Origin of the sequence: Actinomycetospora chiangmaiensis DSM 45062, assembly GCF_000379625.1 — a bacterium.
Lineage (GTDB): Bacteria > Actinomycetota > Actinomycetes > Mycobacteriales > Pseudonocardiaceae > Actinomycetospora > Actinomycetospora chiangmaiensis.
This window is the reverse complement of record NZ_KB903219.1, coordinates 1-22,294: the sequence shown is the minus strand read 5'-3', so window position 1 is coordinate 22,294 and position 22,294 is coordinate 1. Positions and strand designations below refer to the sequence as shown.

Genomic DNA, 22,294 nt, shown 5'->3' with positions numbered 1-22,294 from the left:
ACCGTTAGGGTCCGGCCCTGGCTGGGGAACCGTCCCCGCGAGGCGATCATCCCGGGTCCTCCCGGGGACGAGCGGGGAGGACCCCATGGCACGGCGCACCAGTCACACGGTCGAGCTCGGCGGCGGCGACGGCGTCGTCATCTGGTCCCGGAAGGCCGCGAAGCACGCGGCGAAGGCGGAGAAGCAGGCCGGCAAGGCCGCGAAGGCCGACCGGCTGGCCGCCGAGCGACGGGCGGAGGCGGCGGAGGCGGAGAAGGCGCGCGCGGCCGAGGACGCGCACCTCACCGGGGCCACGGTGAAGCGCTGGATCGGCATCGCCCGCATCGTCGTCCCGATCGCCGCGCCGCTGGTCTACCAGGCCGTGGGCGCCGCCCGTTCCCGTCTCGACGAGCAGCGCGCCCGCCGGTTCGGCGTGGCCCCCGACGAGCTGTCCTCGTTCTCCGGGCGCGGCACCGCGCTCTACGCGCGCACCCACAACCTCGCGAACTCGGTCCGCGAGATCGAGCGCCGCCGGGAGGGCGACGCCGACGTCCGCGCCTTCGCGCGCGACGCCCGGGACCGGCTGTCCGACCTGGAGGCCGCGGTGCGCTCCGCGGAGCAGATGCCGGCGGCCCGCCGCCGTCGCGCCCACCTCGCCGTGTCCGACGAGCTCGACCGTCTCGAGGCCCGGCTCCTCGAGCTGTGGGGCCTCGATCGAACCGCCGCGCTGCCCGCCGGCGAGGGCTGATCACGCCCGGCAGGTCGGCGAAATCTGCAACAGGTCGATCCGGGCGACCCCCGGCCGGGTGGATCTCGCAGAATCACGCCACGTCACGATCCGACTTCGGGCTGTTCACCTTGTCGGGATCATCCGGCTCTGACCAGCGGTGTTCGGGGCCGGTGGTCCCCGATGTCGACCGTGAGTGACGACGCTGCTCCACCCGTCTCGTGACGTAACAACCAGAAAGAACCAACTTCCGGGTGACAACCCGGTGGCCCTCCCCTTAATCTCTCGGCGGCCGTTGCCACAGAAACAACGACCGTTGTCCCTCGCGCTCCCGGCGTCAGGGGAGCCGAGAGGGGGCCAGGTGAGTCCGCGTGCTCCGCGTCGCCCGTCCGGGCCGGCCCCGGCATCCCTGCCGGAGCCCGCCGACGGCTCCGACGTCGTCGAGGACGAACGCCCCGCCCGCGGCTCGCTCGAGGGCGGTCAGGTCCACCGCGCCCTCGCGATCCTCGAGCTGCTCGGGGATCCCGAGTCGCACGGGCTCGGCGGCCCGGTGGGCAGCGCGGACGTACCGACCTCCTTCGGCGTCGTGGAGATCGCCCGCACGCTCGGCCGTGACAAGTCCCAGATCTCGCGGCTGCTGCGCCTGCTCGCGGACGCCGGGTTCGTCGAGCGCGAGGCGGGCACGTTGCGCTACCGCATCGGCACCCGGCTGTTCTCGCTCGGCGTCCGGGCCGTGAGCCGTCGCCTGCGCGACGAGGCCGACGCGCTCGTCGAGCGCGAGGCGGCCCTGCTCGGGGAACGCGTCGAGGTGTGCGTCCGCAGCGGCGGCTCGTCGATGACCGTGGCCACCGCCGCCCCGGACAGCGAACTGCGCGCCATCGGCTGGGTCGGCCGGATCGTGCCGCTCTCCTGCACCGCCACGGGTCGGGCCCTGCTCTTCGACCTCGACACCCCCGCCGTCGCGCGGCTCATCGTCCCGGAGGGTCTCGCGCAGGCCGGCCCGGGCGCGCCGCGCTCGCTCGACGAGCTCGTCGCGCGCATCGGCGAGGACCGCGAGCGGCGCTTCTCGCTCGCCCGCCACGAGATGGACCGCGGCCTGCTCGCCGTCGGCGCCCCGGTACGCGACGCCGCGGGCGGGGTGGTCGCGGCCGTGGGCGTCGCCGGACCGGACTCGCGGATCGACCCGGTCCTCCCCGAGGTCAGTGCGGGTGTGCTGCGCGCCGCCGCCGACCTCTCCCGCGCGCTCGGCGCCTCGTTACCGCCGCCGGCGACGGGTCCTCCCCGACCACCCCGGCAGCGCCGCCCCCCGACCCCCAGTCCCGTTCCTCCGACCAGAAAGGAAGGAGTGTCGTGAACGTCTTCCAGTACTTCGGCGAGAACAGCGCGCAGATCATCGCGCTCACGATCCAGCACGCCCAGTTCGTCTTCTACTGCGTCGCCATCGGCTCGATCATCAGCGTCGCGCTCGGCCTGATCGTCTCCACCGGCGAGCCGAACCCCAACCGGTTCAGCTTCGACTGGTGGGCCACCGGTATCCGTGAGGGCTCGCTCCTCATCACCGCGGCCGTCCTCACGATCCCCTCGCTGGCGCTCTTCGTCCTGTTCCTCCCGATCACCGGGCTGGGCGTCACCACCGCGATCATCGTGCTGACGATCTACACGCTCTACACCGTCCTGCGGAACACGGTGGCGGGCCTGACCGCGGTGGACCGCTCGATCCTCGAGTCCGCCCGCGGCCTCGGGTACGGCCGGGTCCGCCGGCTCCTGACGATCCAGCTCCCGCTGGCCTGGCCGGTCATCCTCAACGGCATCCGGGTGACCACGCTGATCTCGATCTCCATCGCCGTGGTCGCGTCCATCGTCCAGGGGCCCGGGCTCGGGAAGCTCCTGCTCACCGGCATCACCCGCATCGGCGCGGCGAACGCCTTCCCCCAGGTCCTCATCGGCACCGTCATGTGCCTCGTGGTGGCCGCCGTCTTCGAAATCGTCTTCGCCATCGTGCAGCGCCTGACCATCCCGAGGGGGATCCGTGTCTGAGACCGAGAACATGATCGTCCTGGAAGCCGTCGAGAAGATCTATCCCGGGTCGACGTCCCCGGCGGTGGAGCGCCTCGACATGACCATCCCCCGGGGCGAGATCGTCATGCTCATCGGCCCCTCGGGCTGCGGCAAGACGACCACGCTGAAGATGATGAACCGGCTGATCGAGCCCACCTCGGGCCGGATCATCCTCGACGGCGACGACGTCACCGACGTCAACGGCGACCAGCTGCGCCGCAAGATCGGCTACGTCATCCAGCAGGGCGGGCTCTTCCCGCACTACTCGATCGCCGACAACATCGGCGTCGTCCCGAAGATGCTCGGCTGGGACAAGAACCGGATCAAGGAGCGGGCCGACGAGCTGCTCCACCTGGTGGGCCTCGAGCCGTCGACCTACCGCGACCGCTACCCGCGCCAGCTCTCCGGCGGCCAGCAGCAGCGTGTCGGTGTCGCCCGCGCCCTCGCGGCCGACCCGCCCGTGATGCTCATGGACGAGCCGTTCGGCGCGATCGACCCGATCACCCGCGACCGGCTGCAGGACGAGTTCCTCGAGATCCAGCGCACCGTGGGCAAGACGATCTGCTTCGTCACCCACGACCTGCAGGAGGCCGTCAAGCTCGGCGACCGCATCGCGGTCTTCGGCACCGGCGGCCGGCTCGCGCAGTACGACGACCCGGACACCGTGCTGACGCACCCGGCGGACGACTTCGTGTCCGACTTCGTCGGTGGCGGCGCGGCCGTGCGCCGCCTGTCGCTGCTCGAGCTCTCCCGCCTCGAGCTGCACCCGATCGAGACCGAGGAGAAGGCCGTCGGCAACCGCAACGGCACCCCGGTCGCCGAGGTCGACGGGTCGGGCCGCCCGGTCGCCTGGCGCCACCTGCCCGACCGCGACGCCGCCGGCACGACGCTCGTGACGGTCCCGCTCTCGGGCACCGTCTACGACGCCGTCGACGTGATGCTCGACGGGTCCGCCTCGCTGGTCGCGGTCGTCGACGAGGAGGGCCTGCCGAAGGGCGTCCTGCACTGGAACGACCTCGTCGCCGGCCTGAAGACGCGGGAGCGTGGCGCGTGACGGCCGTCGACCTGCAGCCGGGCGTCCCGACCCCGGCCCAGCAGCGCGTCAAGCAGAGCTCGGGCGGGTTCCTCGGCGTCATCCGGGCGAACTACGACCTGTTGGTCTCGCCGATCATCGTCGTGGTCGGCCTCGTCGGCATGCTGCTCTACGTCGGCAACCAGTCGCTCGACACGATCGAGCAGCGCGCGCTCGAGCCGGCCAACGTCTTCGGCCAGCTCGGCCAGCACCTGCTGCTGACCCTGTACTCGACCGTCCTCGTCCTGGTGATCGCGGTGCCGCTCGGCATCGTGCTGAGCCGGCCGGGCGCGCGCCGGATCCAGGGCGCGGTGCTCGCGCTGGGTGGCTTCGCCCAGGCGCTCCCCCCCTTCGGCGTGCTGCTGCTGCTCGGCTTCTGGGAGTTCGGCGTCCGCAGTGCCGTCATCGGCCTCACGCTCGCCGCGCTCCTGCCGGTGCTGCGCAACACCGTGGTCGGCCTGCAGCAGGTCGACCTGGCCCTCATCGAGGCGGCCCGCGGCATGGGCATGTCCGCGCGTCAGACCCTCTTCCGGGTCGAGATCCCCCTCGCCGTGCCCGTCATCGTGGCCGGCCTGCGGGTGGCGCTCGTCCTCAACGTCGGTACCGCCACCCTGGCCACCTACATCGGGGCCGGCGGGCTGGGCGAACTCGTGCAGCAGGCACTGCGGCTCAACCGCATCAACCTGCTGTTCGTCAGCGGCGCGATCATCGCGGCCCTCGCCCTCTTGATCGACTGGCTGGCCGGCGTCGCCGAGCGAGCCATCGTCGCCCGGTCGGGATAACGACCGGTCACCACGGTCCCGGGCGACGTCGAGGGAGTCGGCCGGGACGTCGTCGCAGGAAATGTCCAGCCATCGAGTGAAGGAGACACGTCCAGTGCAGTGGAAGCTTCGGGGCGGCACGGGCCGCCTGCGCGGGTGGAGGGCCGGCGCGGTGACGCTGGCCGCCACCGCCCTGCTCGCCGCGGGCTGCGGCGGGCTGTCGGGCAGCGGCCAGCCGGCCGCGACCGGCGGCAGCCTCTCCCAGAGTGGCATCAACCTGTCCGGCCAGACCCTGACGGTCGGCGGCAAGGACTTCGACGAGCAGCTGTTCCTGTGCCAGGCGCAGGTCCTCGCGCTGCAGTCGGTGGGCGCCACGGTCAACAACCGCTGCGGCATCCAGGGCTCGGCGGCCACCCGCGCAGCGCTGACCAGCGGTCAGATCGACATGTACTGGTCCTACACCGGCACCGGCTGGATCACCGACCTCAAGCAGACGCAGGTCATCAAGGACCCGCGCCAGCAGTACGAGGCCACGGCGAACCTCGACAAGCAGCAGAACAACATCGTCTGGACCGAGCCGACGCCGTTCAACAACACGTACGCGATCGCCACGACGAAGGCGTTCGCCCAGCAGAACAACATCAAGACGACGTCGGACTGGGCCAACTTCATCAACTCGAACAACCCGAACGCCACGCTCTGCGTGGAGCCGGAGTTCGCCGGGCGTGACGACGGCCTCCCGAACCTGCTGCGCAGCTACGGCGTCACCAAGCCGTACAACTCGCCGCCCGCCGTCACCACGCTCGACACCGGCGTCGTCTACCAGGCGACCGCCAACGGCAACCCCTGCAAGTTCGGTGAGGTGTTCACCACCGACGGCCGCATCCCGGGTCTGAACCTGGTCGCGCTGCCCGACGACAAGAACTTCTTCCCGATCTACAACGCGTCCAACACCATCCGCGGTGACGTGGTGGCGCGGGCGCCGCAGGTCGTCCAGGTCTCGAACGAGATCGCCAAGCGCCTGGACTACAACTCCATGCTGAGCCTCAACGGCCAGATCTCCTCGCAGGGGCAGGACCCCACGCAGGTGGCTCGCCAGTGGCTGCAGCAGCAGGGCCTCATCGGCCAGTCGTAGGTCGTACGCCATGACGGCGGGGAGGTCCGGTTCGCCGGGCCTCCCCGCCGTCGTGTCCCACCCGTCGTCGAGAACCTGCCGTCGTCGAGAACCTGCTGTCGTGACCCGGGGGAGGCGAGCCGATGCGCCGACGCGTGCTGGGCCTCCTGGTCATGCTGCTCACGGCGACGCTGCTCGCCGCCTGCTCGTCGGACGCCGCCCGGGCCACCCCGCCCGGCAGCTTCGCCCGCGACGTCGACCTCACCGGCCAGACCTTCGTCGTCGGCTCCAAGGAGTTCGACGAGCAGCTCCTGCTGTGCCGCATGACGATCGCCCTGCTCCAGTCGGCGGGCGCGACGGTCGTCGACCGCTGCGACACCAAGGGCTCGGAGAACGTCCGCTCCGCCCTGACCACCGGCGCGATCGACATGTACTGGGAGTACACCGGCACCGCCTGGCGCACCTACCTGCGTCAGGAGGCCCAGCTCACCGATCCCCGTGAGCTCTACGAGGCGGTGCAGGTCGCGGACGCGGCCAACGGGGTCAGCTGGCTGCGGCAGGCACCGTTCGACAACACCTACGCCGTCGGCGTCTCGGCCGCGAACGCCCAGCGCCTCGGCGTGCGGACGATCTCCGACCTCGCGGCGCTCACCCGGTCCGGCTCGCCCGACGCCCGGATGTGTATCGACCAGGAGTTCACGGGGCGCGAGGACGGCCTGGTCGGGCTGCTGCGCGCCTACGACTTCCAGTTCCCCGACGGTGCCCTCGACACCCTCGACATCGACGCGATCTACCCCGCCCTCGCCGCGGGCCGGCCGTGCGTGTTCGGGGAGGTCTTCGCCACCGACGGCCGGCTCAACGCGATGCGCATCAACACGCTGGTCGACGACCTCGGCTACTTCCTGCCCTACCAGGCCGCCCTGACCGTGCGGACCGACGTCCTCAACCGCGCCCCCCGGCTCGCCCTGCTCGGCGACCGGCTCGCCCCGATGCTCACCGACCAGGTGATGCGCGAGCTCAACGCCCGCATCTCGGTCGGGCGCCGGTCACCCGACGACGTGGCCCGGACCTTCCTGCGGGAGCAGGGGCTGATCGGCTGACGCGGGCCGGGTTGCGATGATGCCCGGGTGCGAGTCCCGGACGAGCGGAAGGGCGGGACGCCCGCGGCCCCCGCGCCCGTCGTCCTCCTGGTCGTCCTCACGGTCCTCGCGGTCCTGACGGCGGGCTGCGGCGGCGGCGCGGCGCGCTCGCCCGACGCCGCCGGCGGCCTGCTCGCGCGCCACGACCTGCGCGGCGGGAGCTACGTCGTCGGCGGCGGTCCGACCACCGAGCTGCGGCTGCTGTGCCAGCTCACCATCGCCACCGTGCAGGCCGCGGCGGGCGAGGCGACCGACGAGTGCGGCAAGGACGGCGGGGTGGACGTCCACACCGCGGCCGAGCTGACCGACGTCGACACCGGCTGGGCGTCCCTGCGCACCCTCGGTCCGGGCGGCGTGCCCGATCCGAGGGGCACCCCGGTCGACCCCGCCCCCGACCTCGCGGCGCTCCGGGCCGCCGACGCCGCCCGCGGGGTGAGCTGGCTGCCCCCGACGACGTTCACCGACACCGACGTCGTGGTCGCGCGGACGCCGGGTCCCCTCACCGCACTCGCCGCGCCGGGCACCACCTTCTGCGCGGCACCCGGGGCCGTGCCCGGGTCCGCGGTGGCCCCCGGGACGGCGGCGCTGGCCGCCGCGTACGGGCTGGCGCCACCCGTCGTCGTGCCGGACGTGAACGCCGTCCTCGCCAACGTCGCGACGGGGCGGTGCACCGCGGGCCTGGTGCCGGGCTCGTCGGGCCGGATCCCGGCGCTCGGCCTCGTCGTCCGCGACGACGACCGGCGGGTCCTCGACGACGGGCCACCCGGCTCGCGCGGCTACGCGCCGATGCTGCGCACGGGCGTGCTCACGGGCCGGCCGGACCTCGCCGGGGCGCTCGCCGACCTCACGACCCGGCTCGACGGTCCGGCCGTGCGCGCGATGACCCGGGAGGTCGAGGTCGACGGCCGTGACCCCCGGGACGTCGCGCGCCGTTGGCTGACGGCGCAGGGGCTGATCGCCCGGGGCTAGCCGCCGTGCACCGACGGGCCGGTGCGCCCGCCCAGGTCGTCGACGGCGGTGCCGAGCGGCTCGGTGCCGTTGACGAGCTCGAGGGTGCGGCCGATCGTCGCGGGCGCGTCGAGCAGTGCGATGAGCGTGGCGGCCACGTCGGCGCGGGTGACCTCCTCGTGGCCGACCGGCTCCTCGGCCAGCCGCACCCGCCCGGTGGCGGGCTCGTCGGTGAGGATGCCGGGCCGCAGGATCGTCGCGTCGATGTCGTCGCGGCCGCGGACCCCCTCCTCGGCCTCGGACTTAGCCCGCAGGTAGGCGCCCCACACCGAGTCGTCCTCGGCCTCCGACGGCGGGTTCGCCGCACCCATCGCCGACACCTGCAGGTAGCGCCGCACCCCGGCCCGGGCCGCCGCGTCGGCGAGCAGCAGGGCGGCGTCCCGGTCGACCGACCGCTTGCGGTCCGCGCCGCTGTTCGGGCCCGCCCCGGCGGCGAACACGACGGCGTCGGCGCCCGTCAGTTCCTTCGCGAGGTCGTCCGGCCCGCTGTTCTCGAGATCGACCTGCACCGGCTCGGCGCCGACGGCCCGGACGTCCTCGGCGTGGTCCGGGTTCCGGATGAGGGCCACCGGGGTGTCACCCCGCTCCGTGAGCTGCTCCGCGAGCAGCAGGGCGATCTTCCCGTGGCCTCCGGCGATCACGACACGCATGGGCACGGCCTACCCGCGACCGGCGCGTCGCACGCCACCGTCCGTTCTGTCGGTTTTTGCAGATGATGGAATCCCGGGTCTTGCGCGCAACCGAATCCCCACGTGTGATGGGGACCGCTGCGAGAGACGCGACGGGGCCCACACCAGAACGGGGTTTCGGCGCCCTCGCCCCTTCCATCACCGTTGCTTGGAGGACCGTGCCGTGAAGGCCGTGCGGGTGCACCAGTACCAGCAGGACCCGTCGATCGACGACATCGCCGAGCCCAAGCTCCAGGGCCCGCTCGACGTCATCGTCAAGATCGGCGGCGCCGGCGTGTGCCGCACGGACCTCCACATCATCAACGGCGACTGGGAGCAGATCCAGAACCCGGCGCTCCCCTACGTCATCGGCCACGAGAACGCGGGCTGGGTCGCCGAGGTGGGCGACGCCGTGACGAACGTGGCGGTGGGCGACACCGTCATCCTGCACCCGCAGCCCTCGTGCGGGCTCTGCCTGGCCTGCCGCGCCGGCCGCGACATGCAGTGCACCGGCGACGCGTTCTTCCCGGGCCTGTCGAACAACGACGGCGGCATGGCCGAGTACCTGCGCACCACCGCCCGCGCCTGCGTGAAGCTCGACCCGTCGACCAACCCGGCCGACGTCGCGGCGCTGGCCGACGCGGGCATCACCGCCTACCACGCCGTCCGCAAGGCGGTGCCCTACCTCTACCCGGGCACCACCGCCGTGGTGCAGGGCGCGGGCGGGCTGGGCCACATCGGTATCCAGTCGCTGGCGGCGCTCACCGCGACGAAGATCATCGTCGTCGACCGGAACCCGGCCGCCCTCGAGCTCGCGAAGACGATCGGCGCCGACGAGACGGTCCTCGCGGACGGCAACCAGGTGCAGGCCGTGCAGGACCTCACCGGCGGCGGCGCCACCGTCGTCTTCGACTTCGTCGCCGAGCAGGGCGCCGAGATGGACGCGTGGGCCATGACCGGCCCGGCGGGCTACTGCTTCGTGCTCGGCTACGGCGGCCAGTTCTCCGCCCCCACGCTCGATTTCGTGGCGGGCGAGAAGAACGTCATCGGCAACATCGTCGGGACCTACAACGACCTCGCGGAGCTGATGGTCCTCGCGCAGGCCGGCAAGGTCACCCTCCACACCGTCCAGTACCGCCTCGACCAGGCCCTGGACGCCCTACACGACCTCGACGCGGGCGAGGTCCGCGGCCGGGCGATCCTCGTTCCCTAGTTCTTCGGCTCACCACCACCACACCGGCGTGGCCTGGCCATGCCCGAAGGAGGAATCCCGTGTACGAGAAGAATGGCGAGAAGTACTTCGTCGTCGACTCCCACATGCACTACTGGGACGCGTCCCCGGAGAACTGGGTCGCCGGCGCCGAGCAGTACGCCAAGGGCTGGATCGAGTGCTTCCACGCCTACCAGTCGCTCGGCCCGGCCGAGACCCACTGGTCGATCGAGCACTTCCAGAAGTACTCCGAGGCCGACGTCATGAAGGACCTCTTCGAGGACGGCCACGTCGACGTCGCCATCGCGCAGCCGACGTACCTCAAGGAGTGGTACACCGAGGGCTTCAACACCACCGAGCGCAACGGCCAGCTGCTGCGCAAGTACCCCGAGAAGTTCCGCCTCAACACCCGCTTCGACCCGCGTGACGGCGAGGCCGGCATGCGCGAGTTCGAGCGCAACGTCGAGGAGTGGAAGCCGCTCGGCGCGAAGCTCTACACCGCGGAGTGGAACGGCGACTCGCGTGGCTTCAAGCTCTCCGACCCGGAGTGCTACAAGTTCCTGGAGCGCGCGCAGGAGCTCGGGATCCGCAACATCCACATCCACAAGGGCCCGACGATCTGGCCGCTGGACAAGGACGCCTTCGACGTCTCGGACGTCGACAAGGCCGCCACGACCTTCCAGGGCCTGAACTTCGTCGTCGAGCACGTGGGTCTCCCGCGTATCGAGGACTTCTGCTTCATGGCGACGCAGGAGCCCAACGTCTACGCCGGCCTCTCGGTCGTGCTCGGCGGCCTCATGCACGCCCGCCCGCGCTTCTTCGCCAAGGTCATGGGCGAGCTGCTGTTCTGGGTCGGCGAGGACAAGATGACCTTCGGCTCCGACTACGCCATCTGGGAGCCCCGCTGGCAGGTCGAGGGCCTCGTGGACTGGGACTACCCCGAGGGCCACGACTACGACGACTACCCGCGCCTGGGCGTCGAGGGCAAGAAGAAGATTCTCGGCCTCAACGCCGCCAAGCTCTACGACATCCCGGTCCCCGAGGAGCTGCAGCTCAAGGGCGACTCGCCGGCCGCGCAGGACGACGCCGAGCTGGTCAACCGGGAGGTGGCCCAGGCATGACGGTGCTCTCCGACACCCGGGTCCTCGGCTCCAACGCGGACGCCGCCGCGGCCGCGACGGGGACGACGGCCCGGGTGTGGGAGGCGCTGCGCACGGTGCGCGACCCCGAGCTCGACACCGACGTGGTCTCGTTGGACTTCGTCGCCGCGGTCGAGGTCTCGGACGACGGTGTCGCGCACGTGTCGCTGCGCCTGCCCACCTACTTCTGTGCCCCGAACTTCGCGTTCCTGATGGTCGCCGACGCCCACGACGTGGTCTCGGCCGCCGCCGGGGTCTCGCGGGCCGACGTGGTCCTCATCGACCACTTCGCCTCCGACGCCATCAACACCGGTGTCGCCGCGCGGGCCGGCTTCGTGAACTCCATGGCCGGCACCGAGGTCGGCGAGGCCGTGGCGGAGCTCGACGAGCTGCGCCGCACGTTCACCGAGCGGGCCCTCATGGCCGGCACCGACCTCGTCGTCCGCCCGCTCATGAGGGAGGGCGCCACGCCGGAGCAGGTCGCCGCGATGACGCTCGGCGAGGCCGTGGCATTGAGCGGGGCTTCGGACGACCTGCGTCGTCTCCGCACCCGTCGTCGGGAACTGGGGATCCCGTCCGACGACACCGACCCGCTGGTGGTCGACCCGACCGGTCGCACCGTCGGTGTGGACGCGCTGCCCCTGCACCTGCGCAAGGCGCGCAGCTACCAGGTCGGCGTGGACGCCAACACCAGCATCTGCCGCGGCCAGCTCGCGGCGCGCTACGGGGTCTGACCCCACCCCTCCCGACCGGGCCGTTCGTCACGATCTCCGTGGCGGACGGCCCGTTCGTCGTTCCCGGGTCCGGGCCACCACCTCGCCTGACGAACGAATCGTTCGTGGCGTCTATGTGCACGAACGACCCGTTCGTCAGCTTCGGGTGCCCGGTCCCGGCTACTCCGTCTGCACCAACACGTTGTCCCCAGCGGTATCGCTACCCGCTCGTGCCCACAGGCGGACGCCGGTCGGGTGCACGCCGAGCGGGTCGTCGCGCACCGTCGGACCATGCCCCGCCGCAGTGCGATCGACCTCCTCGCGACCTCGATGGTCACAGTGCTGCGACTGGCTCGGGTCGCCGACCTGGTCGCCGCCGGGCTGAGCCGGGAGACGATCGCGGCCCGGGTCCGCTCCGGACGGTGGCTGCGCCCGTTCCCCGGAGTGGTCGCCCTGCAGAGCGGAGCACTCTCGCGCGAACAGCAGATCGTCGCTGCCCACCTGTACTGCGGCGACGGTAGCGCGCTGACGGGGAACGAGGCGGCCCGTCGTCACGGGCTACGGCGTCTCCCCGAGGCGCCCGAGCTCCACCTGCTCGTCCCGGAGGACCGCCACCGACGTTGCCTCCCCGGGCTCGTGGTCGAGCGCACCGCGCGCCTGCCGCCGACGGTGGAGCGGGGCGGTGTCGTCCTCGCCGTGTTCGACCGTGCGGTGCTCGACACGGCGCGGCGCCTCGCCGACCGAGACCAGATCCGGGCCCTGCTCGGTGAAGCGGTGGGTGCACGCCGGACGCGGGTCGACCGCCTGCGGGCCGAACTCGACATCGGCAACCAGCGGGGTAGCGCGCTCGTCCGCGACGTGTTGGACGAGATCGCCGAGGGGATCCAGTCGGCCGCCGAGGGGTGGGGGCGCGAGCTCCACGCCCGGAGCGGGCTCCCACCCATGCTGTGGAATCCGGTGCTGCGTCTGCCGAACGGCCGGTTCCTCGCGCGGCCCGACGGCTACATCGTCGAGGTCGGCCTGGCGTGGGAGCAGGATTCCTGGGAGTTCCATCCTCCCGACGAGGACGACACCGCCCGCCGTCGGGCGGACATGGTCGGCGCGGGCGTGGTCGTGGCACACCATCGGCCACGCCGGGTGCGCCGTGAACCCGACCGTGTGCTCACCGAACTCTGGGCCCACTACCGGCTCGCGGAGTCGCGTCCCACGCCCGACATCATCGTCATCCCGCACGCAGCCTGAGTGGGTCTCCGGACGCGGGCCGGCGCCGCTTCGGCGTCGGCCGGACCTGACGAACGAAGCGTTCGTGGCATCTAGCTGCACGAACGACCCGTTCGTCAGGTATGGGCCGCCGGGAAGCCGACGGCCGGACCAGCCAGCAGGCGTGCGGAGCGGGACCGAGGGCTCAGCCCCAGACGTCCTGCGCGACCGAGACGACCAGCTCGAGCTTGGCCACCTCCTGCTCGTAGGAGAGCGCGTTGCCCTCCACGGTCGAGGAGAAGCCGCACTGCGGGGAGAGGCAGAGCTGCTCGAGCGGGACGTACTTGGTGGCCTCCTCGATCCGGCGCTTGAGGGTGTCGGGCTCCTCCAGCTCGCCGGACTTCGTGGTCACCAGGCCCAGGACGATCTGCTGATCACCGCGGGGCAGGTAGCGCAGCGGCGAGAAGTCGCCGGAGCGGGCGTCGTCGTACTCGCAGAAGAAGCCGTCGATCTCGAGGCCGCCGAAGACCTTCTCGGCAACGTGGTCGTAGCCGCCCTCGGCCGCCCAGGAGGAGCGGTAGTTGCCGCGGCACATGTGCGTGGTGACGCGCAGGTCCGACGGCCGGTCGCGCAGCGCCAGGTTGATCGTGTCGACGTAGCGCTCGTGCATGTGGTCGGCGTCCTCGCCGCGGGCGGCCATCGAGTCGCGCTGGGCCGGGTCGTTCAGGTAGGCGAGCGAGGTGTCGTCGAGCTGCAGGTAGCGCACGCCGGCGTCGTAGAGGCGCGAGACCTCGGCGTGGTACGCCGCGGCGAGGTCGGCCCAGAACTCGTCGGGGTCGGAGTACGGCGAGCCCTCGTGCACCGGGGCGCCGCCGAGTCGGTAGTGCAGCATCGACGGCGAGGGGATCGTCAGCTTCGGCACCGCGGACGTCACGGTCGAGGCCAGCATCGAGAACGCGTCGCCGAAGATGGTGGTGGAGAGCCCGATCCGCTGGTCGATCACCAGGGACATCGCCGCGAACGTCAGGTCCCCGGACGCGTTGCGGAAGGCCACCTCGACCGAGGAGTCCTTCGAGGAGGACACGCCGTCGAGCTGGTAGAGGAAGTCCATGTGCCAGGAGGAGCGGCGGAACTCGCCGTCGGTGGCCGCCTGCAGGCCGACCGACTCCTGCATCGCGACGACGTCGCGGATCGCCTCGTCCTCGGCCGCGCGCAGCCCGGCGTCGTCGAGCCGCCCCTCGGCGTGCGCGCCCCGGGCCTCGAGCAGGGCCGGCGGTCGCAGGAGGCTGCCGACGTGGTCGGCGCGGAACGGTGCGAGGTCACGTGCGGGCATGCGCACAGCTCACCGCATGACGACGGGTGTGATCAGCCCCGGTCCCACCTGACGGAAACCTCGTCCTCGAACGCGGACGCCGCCCGGTCCGCCGCGCCCCGCACCGCCCGCTCCATGCGGGCCCGGCGGTCGAAGAGGCTGCCCGGGCCGCCGGCGGGGACCACCGGGACCGCCACCGACACCGCGCCGACCAGCTCGCCGCGCCCGCCGTCGGGAAGGGGACGCCGGACCGGCGCCGCCATGCACGCCAGCCGCTCGTGGAACTCGCTGCGGTCCAGCGCGAGGTCCCGACGACGGACCTGGTCGAGCTCCCAGTCGAGCTCGTCGGGATCGAGGATGGTCCGGTGGGCGTGGCGACGCTGGCCGTCGCGGGCGAGGACCTCGGTGAGGCGCGGGGACGACAGGTCCGCGAGCAGCAGCTTCCCGACGGCGGTCGCGTGCAGCGCGCCGCGCCACGTCGAGATCGTGGGGACGGGGTGCGCGGGGCAGTCGTCGACGTCGACGACGACGACGTCCGCGTCGCGGAAGGCGGCGTAGAGGACCGCGGCGCCGGCGAGGGCGTGGGCCTCGCGCAGGGTGGCGCCGAGGCCGGGCGGGATCGGCAGCTGGGAGCGCAGCCGGTCGTTCAGCGCGGGCAGCTTGGGGCCGAGCCCGAAGCCGCGCGCCGGTTCGAGCCGCACCAGGTAGCCGTCCGCCACCAGGCTCGTGAGCAGGTGGTAGGTGGTCGAGAGGTTGTACTCGAGCCGCCGGGCCACAGCCTTCGCGGTGATGCCGTCGCCGGCCTCCGCGACCACCTCGAGCACCCGCAGGGCGCGGTGCACCGAGCCGAGAGCCGCCATGGGAGTCATCTTGACCGAACGGCCGAGGTCTGAAGCCCCTTCGGAATGGTTACAGTCCCCGGGTGATCTCGAACGTGTTCACGGTCGACCCCTGGTGCGTGCACGAGCCCGAGCTCGACGTCGACCTCCTCGGCGCGACCGAGTCGTTGTTCGCCCTCGCCAACGGGCACGTCGGGATGCGCGGCAACCTCGACGAGGGCGAGCCGCACCGGATGCCCGGCACGTACCTCAACTCGTTCTTCGAGTCCCGGCCGATGCCGCACGCCGAGGGCGGCTTCGGGTTCCCGGAGGAGAACCAGACGCTGGTCAACGTGCCAAACGGCAAGCTGATCCGGCTGCTGGTCGACGACGAGCCCCTCGACGTGCGCTACGGCCAGGTGCACGACCACCAGCGCACCCTCGACATGCGCAGCGGCCTGCTCACCCGGCACGTCGAGTGGACCTCACCGAACGGGCAGCGCGTCGACGTCACCTCGCAGCGGCTGGTCAGCTTCTCGCAGCGGGCGGTCGCCGCCATCTCCTACGAGGTGAAGATCCCCGAGGACTCCGGCAGCGACGCGCTCCTGGTGATCCAGTCCGAGCTGTTCGCCAACGAGCAGATGCCGGAGATCACCGGCGACCCGCGGGTGGCCGCCGCGCTGACCAAGCCGCTCGCGCCGGAGCACAACTCGCACTCGACCTACGGCGCGCGGATGACGCACCAGACCAAGCGGTCCGAGCTGCGCGTCGGCGCGGCGATGGAGCACCAGGTCTTCGGGCCCGACGACGTGCAGGTGGAGAGTTCCTGCTCGAAGAACGTCGGGCGGACCACCGTGATCTGCCGCCTCAAGCCGGGGCAGTCGCTGCGCATCGTCAAGTACCTGGCCTACGGCTGGTCGAGCACGCGCTCCCAGCCCGCGATCGTCGACCAGGTCGAGGCCGCCCTGGACGCGTCGCTCTACACCGGCTGGGACGGCCTGGTGGCGGCGCAGCGGGAGTACCTGGACGCGTTCTGGGCGCGCGCCGACATCGAGATCGACGGCGACCCGCGGCTGCAGCAGGCCATCCGCTTCTCGCTGTTCCACGTGCTGCAGGCCGGCTCCCGCGCGGAGAAGCGCGCGATCGGCGCGAAGGGGCTGACCGGGCAGGGCTACGACGGCCACAGCTTCTGGGACTGCGAGACGTTCGTGCTCCCGGTCTTCATGCACACCAACCCGCGGGTGGCGGCCGACGCCCTCCGCTGGCGGCACTCGACCCTCGACATCGCCACCGCGCACGCCGCGACGCTCGGGCTCGAGGGCGCGGCGTTCGCCTGGCGGACGATCCGCGGCGAGGAGTGCTCGGGGTACTGGCCCGCGGGCACCGCCGCGTTCCACGTCAACGCCGACATCGCCGACGCCGTGCTCCGCTACGTCTCGGCGACCGCCGACACCGACTTCGAGCGCGAGGTCGGGGTCGACCTGCTCGTCGGCACCGCCCGGCTGTGGCGCTCGCTCGGCCACCACGACTCGGCGTCCAACTTCCGCATCGACGGCGTCACCGGGCCCGACGAGTACTCCGCGGTCGCGGACAACAACGTCTACACGAACCTCATGGCGCAGCGGAACCTGCGCGGCGCGGCCGACGTCTGCGTCCGCCACCCGCGCGAGGCCGAGCGGCTCGGCGTGCACAGCGAGGAGATCGCGAGCTGGCGGGCCGCCGCCACCGCGATGGTGATCCCCTACGACGAGAAGCTCGGCGTCCACCAGCAGGCCGAGGGCTTCACCTCGCACGCGTTCTGGGACTTCGAGAACACACCCGAGGACGCCTACCCGCTGCTGCTGAACTACCCGTACTTCGACCTGTACCGCAAGCAGGTCGTCAAGCAGCCCGACCTCGTCCTCGCCATGGTCCAGTGCCCGGACGCGTTCACCCCGGAGCAGAAGGTCGCGAACTTCGCCTACTACGAGCGCATCACCGTCCGCGACTCGTCGCTCTCCCCCGGCACCCTCGCGGTGATGGCCGCCGAGACCGGCCACCTCGACCTGGCCTACGACTACCTCTGCGAGTCCGTCCAGATGGACCTCGCCGACCTGGAGAACAACGTCCGCGACGGCATCCACCTCGCGGCCACGGCCAGCAGCTGGACGGCGATCATCCAGGGCCTCGGCGGGATGCGCTCGCACAACGGGTCGCTGACCTTCGCCCCGCGGCTGCCCTCGGCGGTGTCCGGCCTGCGGTTCCGGGTGCTCTGGCGCGGGCGGTCCGTCCACGTCGAGATCGGCCACGGACAGGCGACCTACACCCTGGAGGCGCCCACGAGGGGGAGCGGTCCCGCCGGCATGTCCGCCACCTCCGAGGAGGACCTCGACCTGCGCCACCACGACGAGGCCCTCACCCTTACGGTCGGCGAGCCGGTCACCCTCGACATCCCGGCCCTCCCCGCGACCGGGGTCGTCGAGCAGCCCGCCGGCCGCGCGCCGCTCTTCCGGCGGCTGCACCAGTAGCGCCTTCCCGACGGCGGGTGGTGGTCCAACCCGCCGTCGGGACCGTCCGGTCGGCGCTGCGAGGTGCACACCACGCAACGCCCGCGCCCGTCGGACCTACCGGACGTCAGGCTCGCGAAGTGGGCGAGGCGGCCCGAACCATGAGGTGCACCCCATGCAGGCCCGGCCCGCGTCGGACCTGCCCGACGTCGCACTGGCGCGGCAGACCCCGCGCTAGTTGCCCTGCCCCTGACCGCCGCGGAACTGGCCGGGGACGACGCCACCGCCACCGCCAGCGCCGCCGGCGTTGCCACCGCCGGCGGCCGCCGGGGTGGTCGTCGTCGTGGTGGGCGGTTCGGTGGTGGTCACCGGAGGCGGCGGCGCGACCGTAGTGGTCACCGGCGGGGGAGCGACCGTCGTCGGCGGCACCGTCGTGGTGGTCCGGCGTCGGGTGGAGGTCTCGGCCTCGGTGGTCGTCGTGGTGGTCGTCAGCACCGGCGCCGGGACCGACGTGGGCGCCGGGGCGGGCAGCTCGGTGGAGCGGTTGCCGAACAGCGCGTACGCGCCGACCCCGGCCGCGACGAGCAGCACCGCGACGATCGCGGCGATGATCGGACCCCGTGCCGTCCGTCGCGGCGCCGCGGGGGCGTAGGGGCCGCCCGTCATGGTGCCCGGGCCGACGACGGCGGTGCGCCCGTCCGCGGCGTACCCGTACGGCGGGTAGCCGCCGGGCGGGGTGCCGACGCGCTGGGTGGCGCCGTACGGGTCGTACCCGGGCGGGGCCCCCTGGTTCATGGCGTAGGTGGCGCCGGTGCCCGGCGGCGCGAGGGGCGGGCCCATCGCGTAGGTGGCGCCCGTGCCGGTCGTCGGGGCGGGCGCGAGCACGGTCTCCGCGTCCATCCCGGCCTCGCGGGAGATGGCCCGCAGCTCCCCGACCACCTGCTCGGTGGTGGGCCGCTCGGCGGGCTCGTCGCGGGTCATCGCCACGAGCAGCCCGTACAGGGCGGGCGGGAGGTCCGTCGGGACGTCCGGCGGACGGTGCAGCCGGGCCACGGCCGCCTCGAGGGCGTTGCCCGGGTACTCGCGCCGCGCGGTGATGCACTCGAGCAGGACCAGCCCGAGCGCGTAGACGTCGGACGCCGGGCCGACCGGCTGGCCGCGGACCTGCTCCGGGGAGAGGTACGACGCGGTGCCGATCACCATGCCGGTGGCGGTGATGTTGGTGGCGTCGGCGAGGACGGCGATCCCGAAGTCGGACAGGTGCGGACGGCCCTCGGTGTCGAGCAGCACGTTGCCCGGCTTGATGTCGCGGTGCACGACGCCGTGGCGGTGCACGTAGGTCAGCGCGTCGCCGAGGGCCGCGCCCAGGGCGACGACGTCGCCGGGCCGCAACGGGCCGGAGCGGATCCGGTCCGCGAGCGACTCGCCCTCGATGAGCTGCATGACGAAGTACGCGCGGCTGCCCTCGGCGCCGACGTCGTAGATCGTCACCAGGCCGGGGTGGTTCATCCCCGCGAGCGTCTGGACCTCGCGCTGGCGCCGGGACTCGTCGGCCTCACCGACGCCGGCCGGGAACAGCTTCACCGCGACGTCGCGACCGAGCAGCTCGTCGCGGGCGCGGTAGACCTCTGCCGCGCCACCGCGACCGATGAGGTCGCCCAGGGTGTACCGGCCCGCACCCACGGTGGACGGGGGTCCCGCCTCCGTCGAACTCACCGCCCGCGTGCCTCCTCGTCGTCACCCCTGCTCAGGCCGGGATCCCCCGCACCCGCTCCGCGTCCGGGCACGTGACCGTGCCGGGCGCCCGGGGTCCCATGGTGCCGTGTCCGTCCACGCGCGATGTCGGCACCCCGTCACCGGAGCCACTCGCGACCCGGTGATGACCTGGGTGTGACCGTCTCGTGACTGCGTGTTCCGGCTTCCCCGGCTGGCTAGACTCGACGCCCGGGTCGCCGGAGGGTCGACAGGAGACGGCGGCCGTTCGACGAATGAGGAACCCATGGACCGCGACGAGCTGGCCCGGCAGGGCAAGCAGATGGCGTCCGACCTGCGCGACACCGTCAGCCAGAAGGTGTCCGAGAACCAGGACACGATCTCCGGCGTACTCGGCAAGGCCGCCCGCTGGGTCGACGAGAAGACCGGCGGCAAGTACCACGACCAGATCGACAAGGCCCAGGCCAAGGTCGACGAGGGCGTGGGCTGGGTCGCGAGCCAGGGTGCTCCGAACACCCCGGCCTCCGGGGAGCCGCACGCCCCCGGCGCCACCGCCGGCGACCCGGCACCGGGCGGGGCGGCCACCCCGCCGCCGCCCGCGAGCGCGCCACCGGCGGGCCCGGACGGGTTCAGCGGCCCGGCCGGCCCCGGGGCCACCGCCGGCGACCCCGCGCCGCCGCACACCGCACCCGACCCGGACGCACCGCGTCCCCCGCGGGTCTGATGCTCGACCTCGTCAAGGCGGTCGCCTCCTCGCCCACCGGGGAGGCGGGCCACCGCTCGCTCGTGCTCGACGAGCAGTGGGGCATCGGCCCCAAGCTCCACGGCGGCTACCTGCTCGCGGTCCTCGCGCAGGCCGCCGTGGACGAACTCTCTCCCGACCAGGCAACTGAGCACGCCGACAGGGGGTCGGAGGGCCACGGCTTCCCGCAGGCGGTCACGGGGACGTTCCTGCGCGCCCCCGATCCCGGGCCGGCCGACGTGGACGTCACGGTCCTGCGCCGGGGCCGCGGCGCCACGCAGGTACGGGTGCTGCTGCGCCAGGAGGACCGGCCCTGCGTCGAGGCCGCGATGGTGCTCGGCCGCACCCCGGACCCGACCCCGCTCGACGGCGACGTCTCCCCCGCCCCGATCGCGGTGACACCGTTCGACGACTGCGAGCGGCGGCCGGAGAACACCGACGACGGGCGCGGCGGGCTCCCGATCATGCGGGTGGTCGACACGCGCCTGCAGCCGTCGTCCACGGGTTTCCTGGCGGGCCGGCCGTCGGGGGAGGGCCGGCTCACGGGGTGGGCGGAACTCGACACCCGCGAGCCCTGGTCCCCCGTCGGCCTGCTGGTGGCGCTGGACATCCTGCCGCCGGCCTGCTTCGACCTGGGCATCTACGGCTGGTCGCCGACGATGTCGCTGACCGCCCACGTGCACGCGTTGCCGGCCCCCGGCCCGCTGCGGATCACGCAGTGGCTCGACCACCTGGTGGGCGACCGCATGCACGAGAGCTGCCGGGTCTGGGACGCGACGGGCCGGATGGTCGGCCAGGCCTCGCAGCTGGCCGCCGTCCGCCGCTGAGCCCTCCTGCGACCTACTCCGTGGTGCCGTCCGCGAGGATGCGGCGGAACCCGGTGTAGGGGTGCAGGACCTCCGGGACCGTCACCGACCCGTCCTCGGCCTGGTACTGCTCGAGCAGGGCGGCGAGCGAGCGCCCGATCGGCAGCCCCGAGCCGTTGAGGGTCGCGACCTGGGCACGGCCGCCCTGGGCGTCCTTGGCCCGGATCGCGGCGCGCCGCGACTGGAAGGTGCCGCAGTCCGAGCAGGAGGAGATCTCGCGGAAGGTGCCCTGGCTGGGCAGCCAGACCTCGAGGTCGTAGGTGGTCCGGGCCGCGAACCCCATGTCGCCCGCGGCGAGGCGCACCACGCGGTAGGCCAGCCCGAGCGCCTGCAGGCAGTTCTCGGCGTGCGACACCATGAGCTCCAGCTCGGTGCCCGACTCCTCCTCGCGGCAGAACCGCACCATCTCGACCTTGGCGAACTGGTGCAGGCGCAGCAGCCCCCGGGTGTCGCGGCCGTAGCTGCCCGCCTCGGAGCGGAAGCACGGCGTGTGCGCGGTGTAGGCCAGGGGCAGCGCGTCGGCGTCGAGCATCTCGCCGGCGTGGAGGTTGGTGAGCGGGACCTCGGCCGTCGGGATGAGGTAGAGGCTCCGGTCGGCGGTCCCCGTCCGGAACAGGTCCTCCTCGAACTTGGGGAGCTGACCGGTGCCCGTCATCGTCTCGCGGGTGACCAGGTAGGGCACCGAGAACTCGGTGTAGCCGTGGCGCGCCGTGTGCATCGTCAGGAAGAAGGTGGCGAGGGCCCGCTCCAGGACCGCACCCGGACCCTTCGCGACGCTGAAGCGTGCGCCCGAGAGCTTGGCGGCCCGCCCGAAGTCGAGGATGCCCATGGCCTCGCCGAGGTCCACGTGGTCGCGGACGTCGAAGCCGAACTCCGGGGGCGTGCCCCACCGGCGCACCTCGACGGCGTCGGCGTCGGAGTCCCCGTCCGGGGTGTCGTCGTCGGGGAGGTTGGGGATCGCGAGCAGGACCTCGCGCAGCGCCGCCTCGGCCGCCTCGGTCTCCGCCTCGGCCGCGCGGATCTCGTCCTTGATCTCGCGGGCGCGGGTCTTGAGCTTCTCGACCTCCTCGCCCTGGCCCTTGCTCTCCCGGGCGACCCGGCCGACCTCGGCGGCGACCCGCTTCGCCTCGGCCCGCAGGTCGTCGGTGCGGGCGATCGAGGAGTTGCGCCGCGCGGACATCGCCTCGAGGCCCGCGAGGTCCAGGGTGTACCCGCGCCGCGCGAGGCGGCGGACCGCCTCGTCGCCGAGCTCGATCAACGTCCGTGCGTCGTGCATGCCGTCCTCGTGGGTGGTGTGTCGGAGACCAACGGCCACCAGGGTGCCGCACCGGCCCGACCGGCCGTCGAGCACGGTCGGTTAGGTTCGGGTACGCCCGAACTCGCCGGATGTCCTCAGGAGAACCGAGTGTCCACCGTCCTCGTCACCGGTGCAGCCGGTTTCATCGGGTCGAACTTCGTCCGCTACTGGCGGTCCGTCCACCCGGGTGACCGGATCGTCGCCCTCGACGCCCTGACCTACGCCGGGGTGCGGGAGTCGCTGAACGGCCCGGACGGCGAGCTGCTCGACGG

General features: G+C 72.7%; 20 protein-coding genes. 15 read left to right on the top strand and 5 right to left on the bottom strand.

What is annotated here, in order from left to right; translation table 11 throughout:
• The first annotated feature begins 85 nt into the window (after nt 1-85).
• From A3CO_RS30690 to A3CO_RS0107620, 8 genes are all read left to right on the top strand, one after another.
• Complete coding sequence (locus A3CO_RS30690) at nt 86-727, top strand: DUF6474 family protein (RefSeq protein WP_018331657.1); 642 nt, start codon at nt 86-88, stop codon at nt 725-727.
• A 340-nt stretch (nt 728-1,067) separates the two neighbouring features.
• Nucleotides 1,068-2,060 carry an IclR family transcriptional regulator gene (locus tag A3CO_RS30685; protein ID WP_018331656.1) on the top strand — a complete coding sequence of 331 codons (993 nt, stop codon included), beginning with the start codon at nt 1,068-1,070 and terminating at the stop codon, nt 2,058-2,060.
• Nucleotides 2,057-2,743 carry an ABC transporter permease gene (locus tag A3CO_RS0107645; protein WP_018331655.1) on the top strand — a complete coding sequence of 229 codons (687 nt, stop codon included), beginning with the start codon at nt 2,057-2,059 and terminating at the stop codon, nt 2,741-2,743. The genes A3CO_RS30685 and A3CO_RS0107645 overlap by 4 nt, the downstream gene beginning before the upstream one ends.
• A gap of 10 nt (nt 2,744-2,753) precedes the next feature.
• The gene (locus tag A3CO_RS0107640) at nt 2,754-3,818 is read left to right on the top strand and encodes an ABC transporter ATP-binding protein (RefSeq protein WP_018331654.1); all 1,065 of its coding nucleotides are present in this window, start codon (nt 2,754-2,756) and stop codon (nt 3,816-3,818) included.
• A complete protein-coding gene (locus A3CO_RS0107635) occupies nt 3,815-4,618 on the top strand; it encodes an ABC transporter permease (RefSeq protein ID WP_018331653.1) in 804 nt (267 codons plus the stop codon). The genes A3CO_RS0107640 and A3CO_RS0107635 overlap by 4 nt, the downstream gene beginning before the upstream one ends.
• A 94-nt stretch (nt 4,619-4,712) precedes the next feature.
• Nucleotides 4,713-5,732: a glycine betaine ABC transporter substrate-binding protein gene (locus A3CO_RS0107630; RefSeq protein WP_157647183.1), complete on the top strand. Its 1,020-nt coding sequence runs from the start codon at nt 4,713-4,715 to the stop codon at nt 5,730-5,732.
• Nucleotides 5,733-5,854: 122 nt separating this feature from the next.
• On the top strand, nt 5,855-6,811 hold the full coding sequence (locus A3CO_RS0107625) for a glycine betaine ABC transporter substrate-binding protein (RefSeq protein ID WP_018331651.1): 957 nt from the start codon (nt 5,855-5,857) through the stop codon (nt 6,809-6,811).
• A 27-nt stretch (nt 6,812-6,838) separates the two neighbouring features.
• Nucleotides 6,839-7,819 carry a glycine betaine ABC transporter substrate-binding protein gene (locus tag A3CO_RS0107620; protein ID WP_018331650.1) on the top strand — a complete coding sequence of 327 codons (981 nt, stop codon included), beginning with the start codon at nt 6,839-6,841 and terminating at the stop codon, nt 7,817-7,819.
• On the opposite strand, the gene A3CO_RS0107615 is transcribed toward A3CO_RS0107620, so the two are convergent.
• Nucleotides 7,816-8,508, bottom strand: coding sequence for an SDR family oxidoreductase (locus tag A3CO_RS0107615; RefSeq protein ID WP_018331649.1), 693 nt, complete (start codon nt 8,506-8,508; stop codon nt 7,816-7,818). The genes A3CO_RS0107620 and A3CO_RS0107615 overlap by 4 nt on opposite strands.
• Before the next feature lie 202 nt (nt 8,509-8,710).
• On the opposite strand from A3CO_RS0107615, the gene A3CO_RS0107610 reads away from it, so the two are divergent.
• The 4 genes from A3CO_RS0107610 (at nt 8,711) to A3CO_RS0107595 (ending at nt 12,830) form a co-directional block, all read left to right on the top strand.
• A complete protein-coding gene (locus A3CO_RS0107610) occupies nt 8,711-9,739 on the top strand; it encodes an NAD(P)-dependent alcohol dehydrogenase (RefSeq protein ID WP_018331648.1) in 1,029 nt (342 codons plus the stop codon).
• Between the two features lie 59 nt (nt 9,740-9,798).
• On the top strand, nt 9,799-10,857 hold the full coding sequence (locus A3CO_RS0107605; RefSeq protein ID WP_018331647.1) for an amidohydrolase family protein: 1,059 nt from the start codon (nt 9,799-9,801) through the stop codon (nt 10,855-10,857).
• Nucleotides 10,854-11,609, top strand: a complete 756-nt coding sequence (locus A3CO_RS0107600) for a metal-sulfur cluster assembly factor (RefSeq protein ID WP_018331646.1) — start codon at nt 10,854-10,856, stop codon at nt 11,607-11,609. The genes A3CO_RS0107605 and A3CO_RS0107600 overlap by 4 nt, the downstream gene beginning before the upstream one ends.
• A 270-nt stretch (nt 11,610-11,879) precedes the next feature.
• Nucleotides 11,880-12,830, top strand: a complete 951-nt coding sequence (locus tag A3CO_RS0107595; RefSeq protein WP_157647181.1) for a type IV toxin-antitoxin system AbiEi family antitoxin domain-containing protein — start codon at nt 11,880-11,882, stop codon at nt 12,828-12,830.
• Nucleotides 12,831-12,993: 163 nt separating this feature from the next.
• On the opposite strand, the gene A3CO_RS0107590 is transcribed toward A3CO_RS0107595, so the two are convergent.
• Together A3CO_RS0107590 and A3CO_RS30680 are read right to left on the bottom strand one after the other, a co-directional pair.
• A complete protein-coding gene (locus A3CO_RS0107590) occupies nt 12,994-14,121 on the bottom strand; it encodes a 5-methyltetrahydropteroyltriglutamate--homocysteine S-methyltransferase (RefSeq protein WP_026204381.1) in 1,128 nt (375 codons plus the stop codon).
• A 32-nt stretch (nt 14,122-14,153) separates the two neighbouring features.
• The gene (locus tag A3CO_RS30680; protein ID WP_018331643.1) at nt 14,154-14,960 is read right to left on the bottom strand and encodes an IclR family transcriptional regulator; all 807 of its coding nucleotides are present in this window, start codon (nt 14,958-14,960) and stop codon (nt 14,154-14,156) included.
• A 62-nt stretch (nt 14,961-15,022) separates the two neighbouring features.
• Here A3CO_RS30680 and A3CO_RS0107580 point away from each other — a divergent pair, with 62 nt between their 5' ends.
• A complete protein-coding gene (locus A3CO_RS0107580) occupies nt 15,023-17,425 on the top strand; it encodes a glycoside hydrolase family 65 protein (protein ID WP_018331642.1) in 2,403 nt (800 codons plus the stop codon).
• Between the two features lie 213 nt (nt 17,426-17,638).
• Here A3CO_RS0107580 and A3CO_RS35445 read toward each other — a convergent pair whose 3' ends face one another.
• Entirely contained in the window at nt 17,639-19,120 is a 1,482-nt protein-coding gene (locus tag A3CO_RS35445) for a serine/threonine-protein kinase (protein ID WP_018331641.1), read from the bottom strand.
• A 283-nt stretch (nt 19,121-19,403) separates the two neighbouring features.
• Here A3CO_RS35445 and A3CO_RS37895 point away from each other — a divergent pair, with 283 nt between their 5' ends.
• Both A3CO_RS37895 and A3CO_RS30665 read left to right on the top strand, forming a co-directional pair.
• Nucleotides 19,404-19,841 carry an antitoxin gene (locus tag A3CO_RS37895; RefSeq protein ID WP_018331640.1) on the top strand — a complete coding sequence of 146 codons (438 nt, stop codon included), beginning with the start codon at nt 19,404-19,406 and terminating at the stop codon, nt 19,839-19,841.
• Nucleotides 19,841-20,686, top strand: a complete 846-nt coding sequence (locus tag A3CO_RS30665) for a thioesterase family protein (RefSeq protein ID WP_018331639.1) — start codon at nt 19,841-19,843, stop codon at nt 20,684-20,686. Before A3CO_RS37895 ends, A3CO_RS30665 begins: the two co-directional genes overlap by 1 nt.
• A gap of 13 nt (nt 20,687-20,699) precedes the next feature.
• Here A3CO_RS30665 and serS read toward each other — a convergent pair whose 3' ends face one another.
• Nucleotides 20,700-22,001, bottom strand: coding sequence for a serine--tRNA ligase (gene serS / locus A3CO_RS0107560; RefSeq protein ID WP_026204380.1), 1,302 nt, complete (start codon nt 21,999-22,001; stop codon nt 20,700-20,702).
• Nucleotides 22,002-22,294 lie beyond the last annotated feature (293 nt).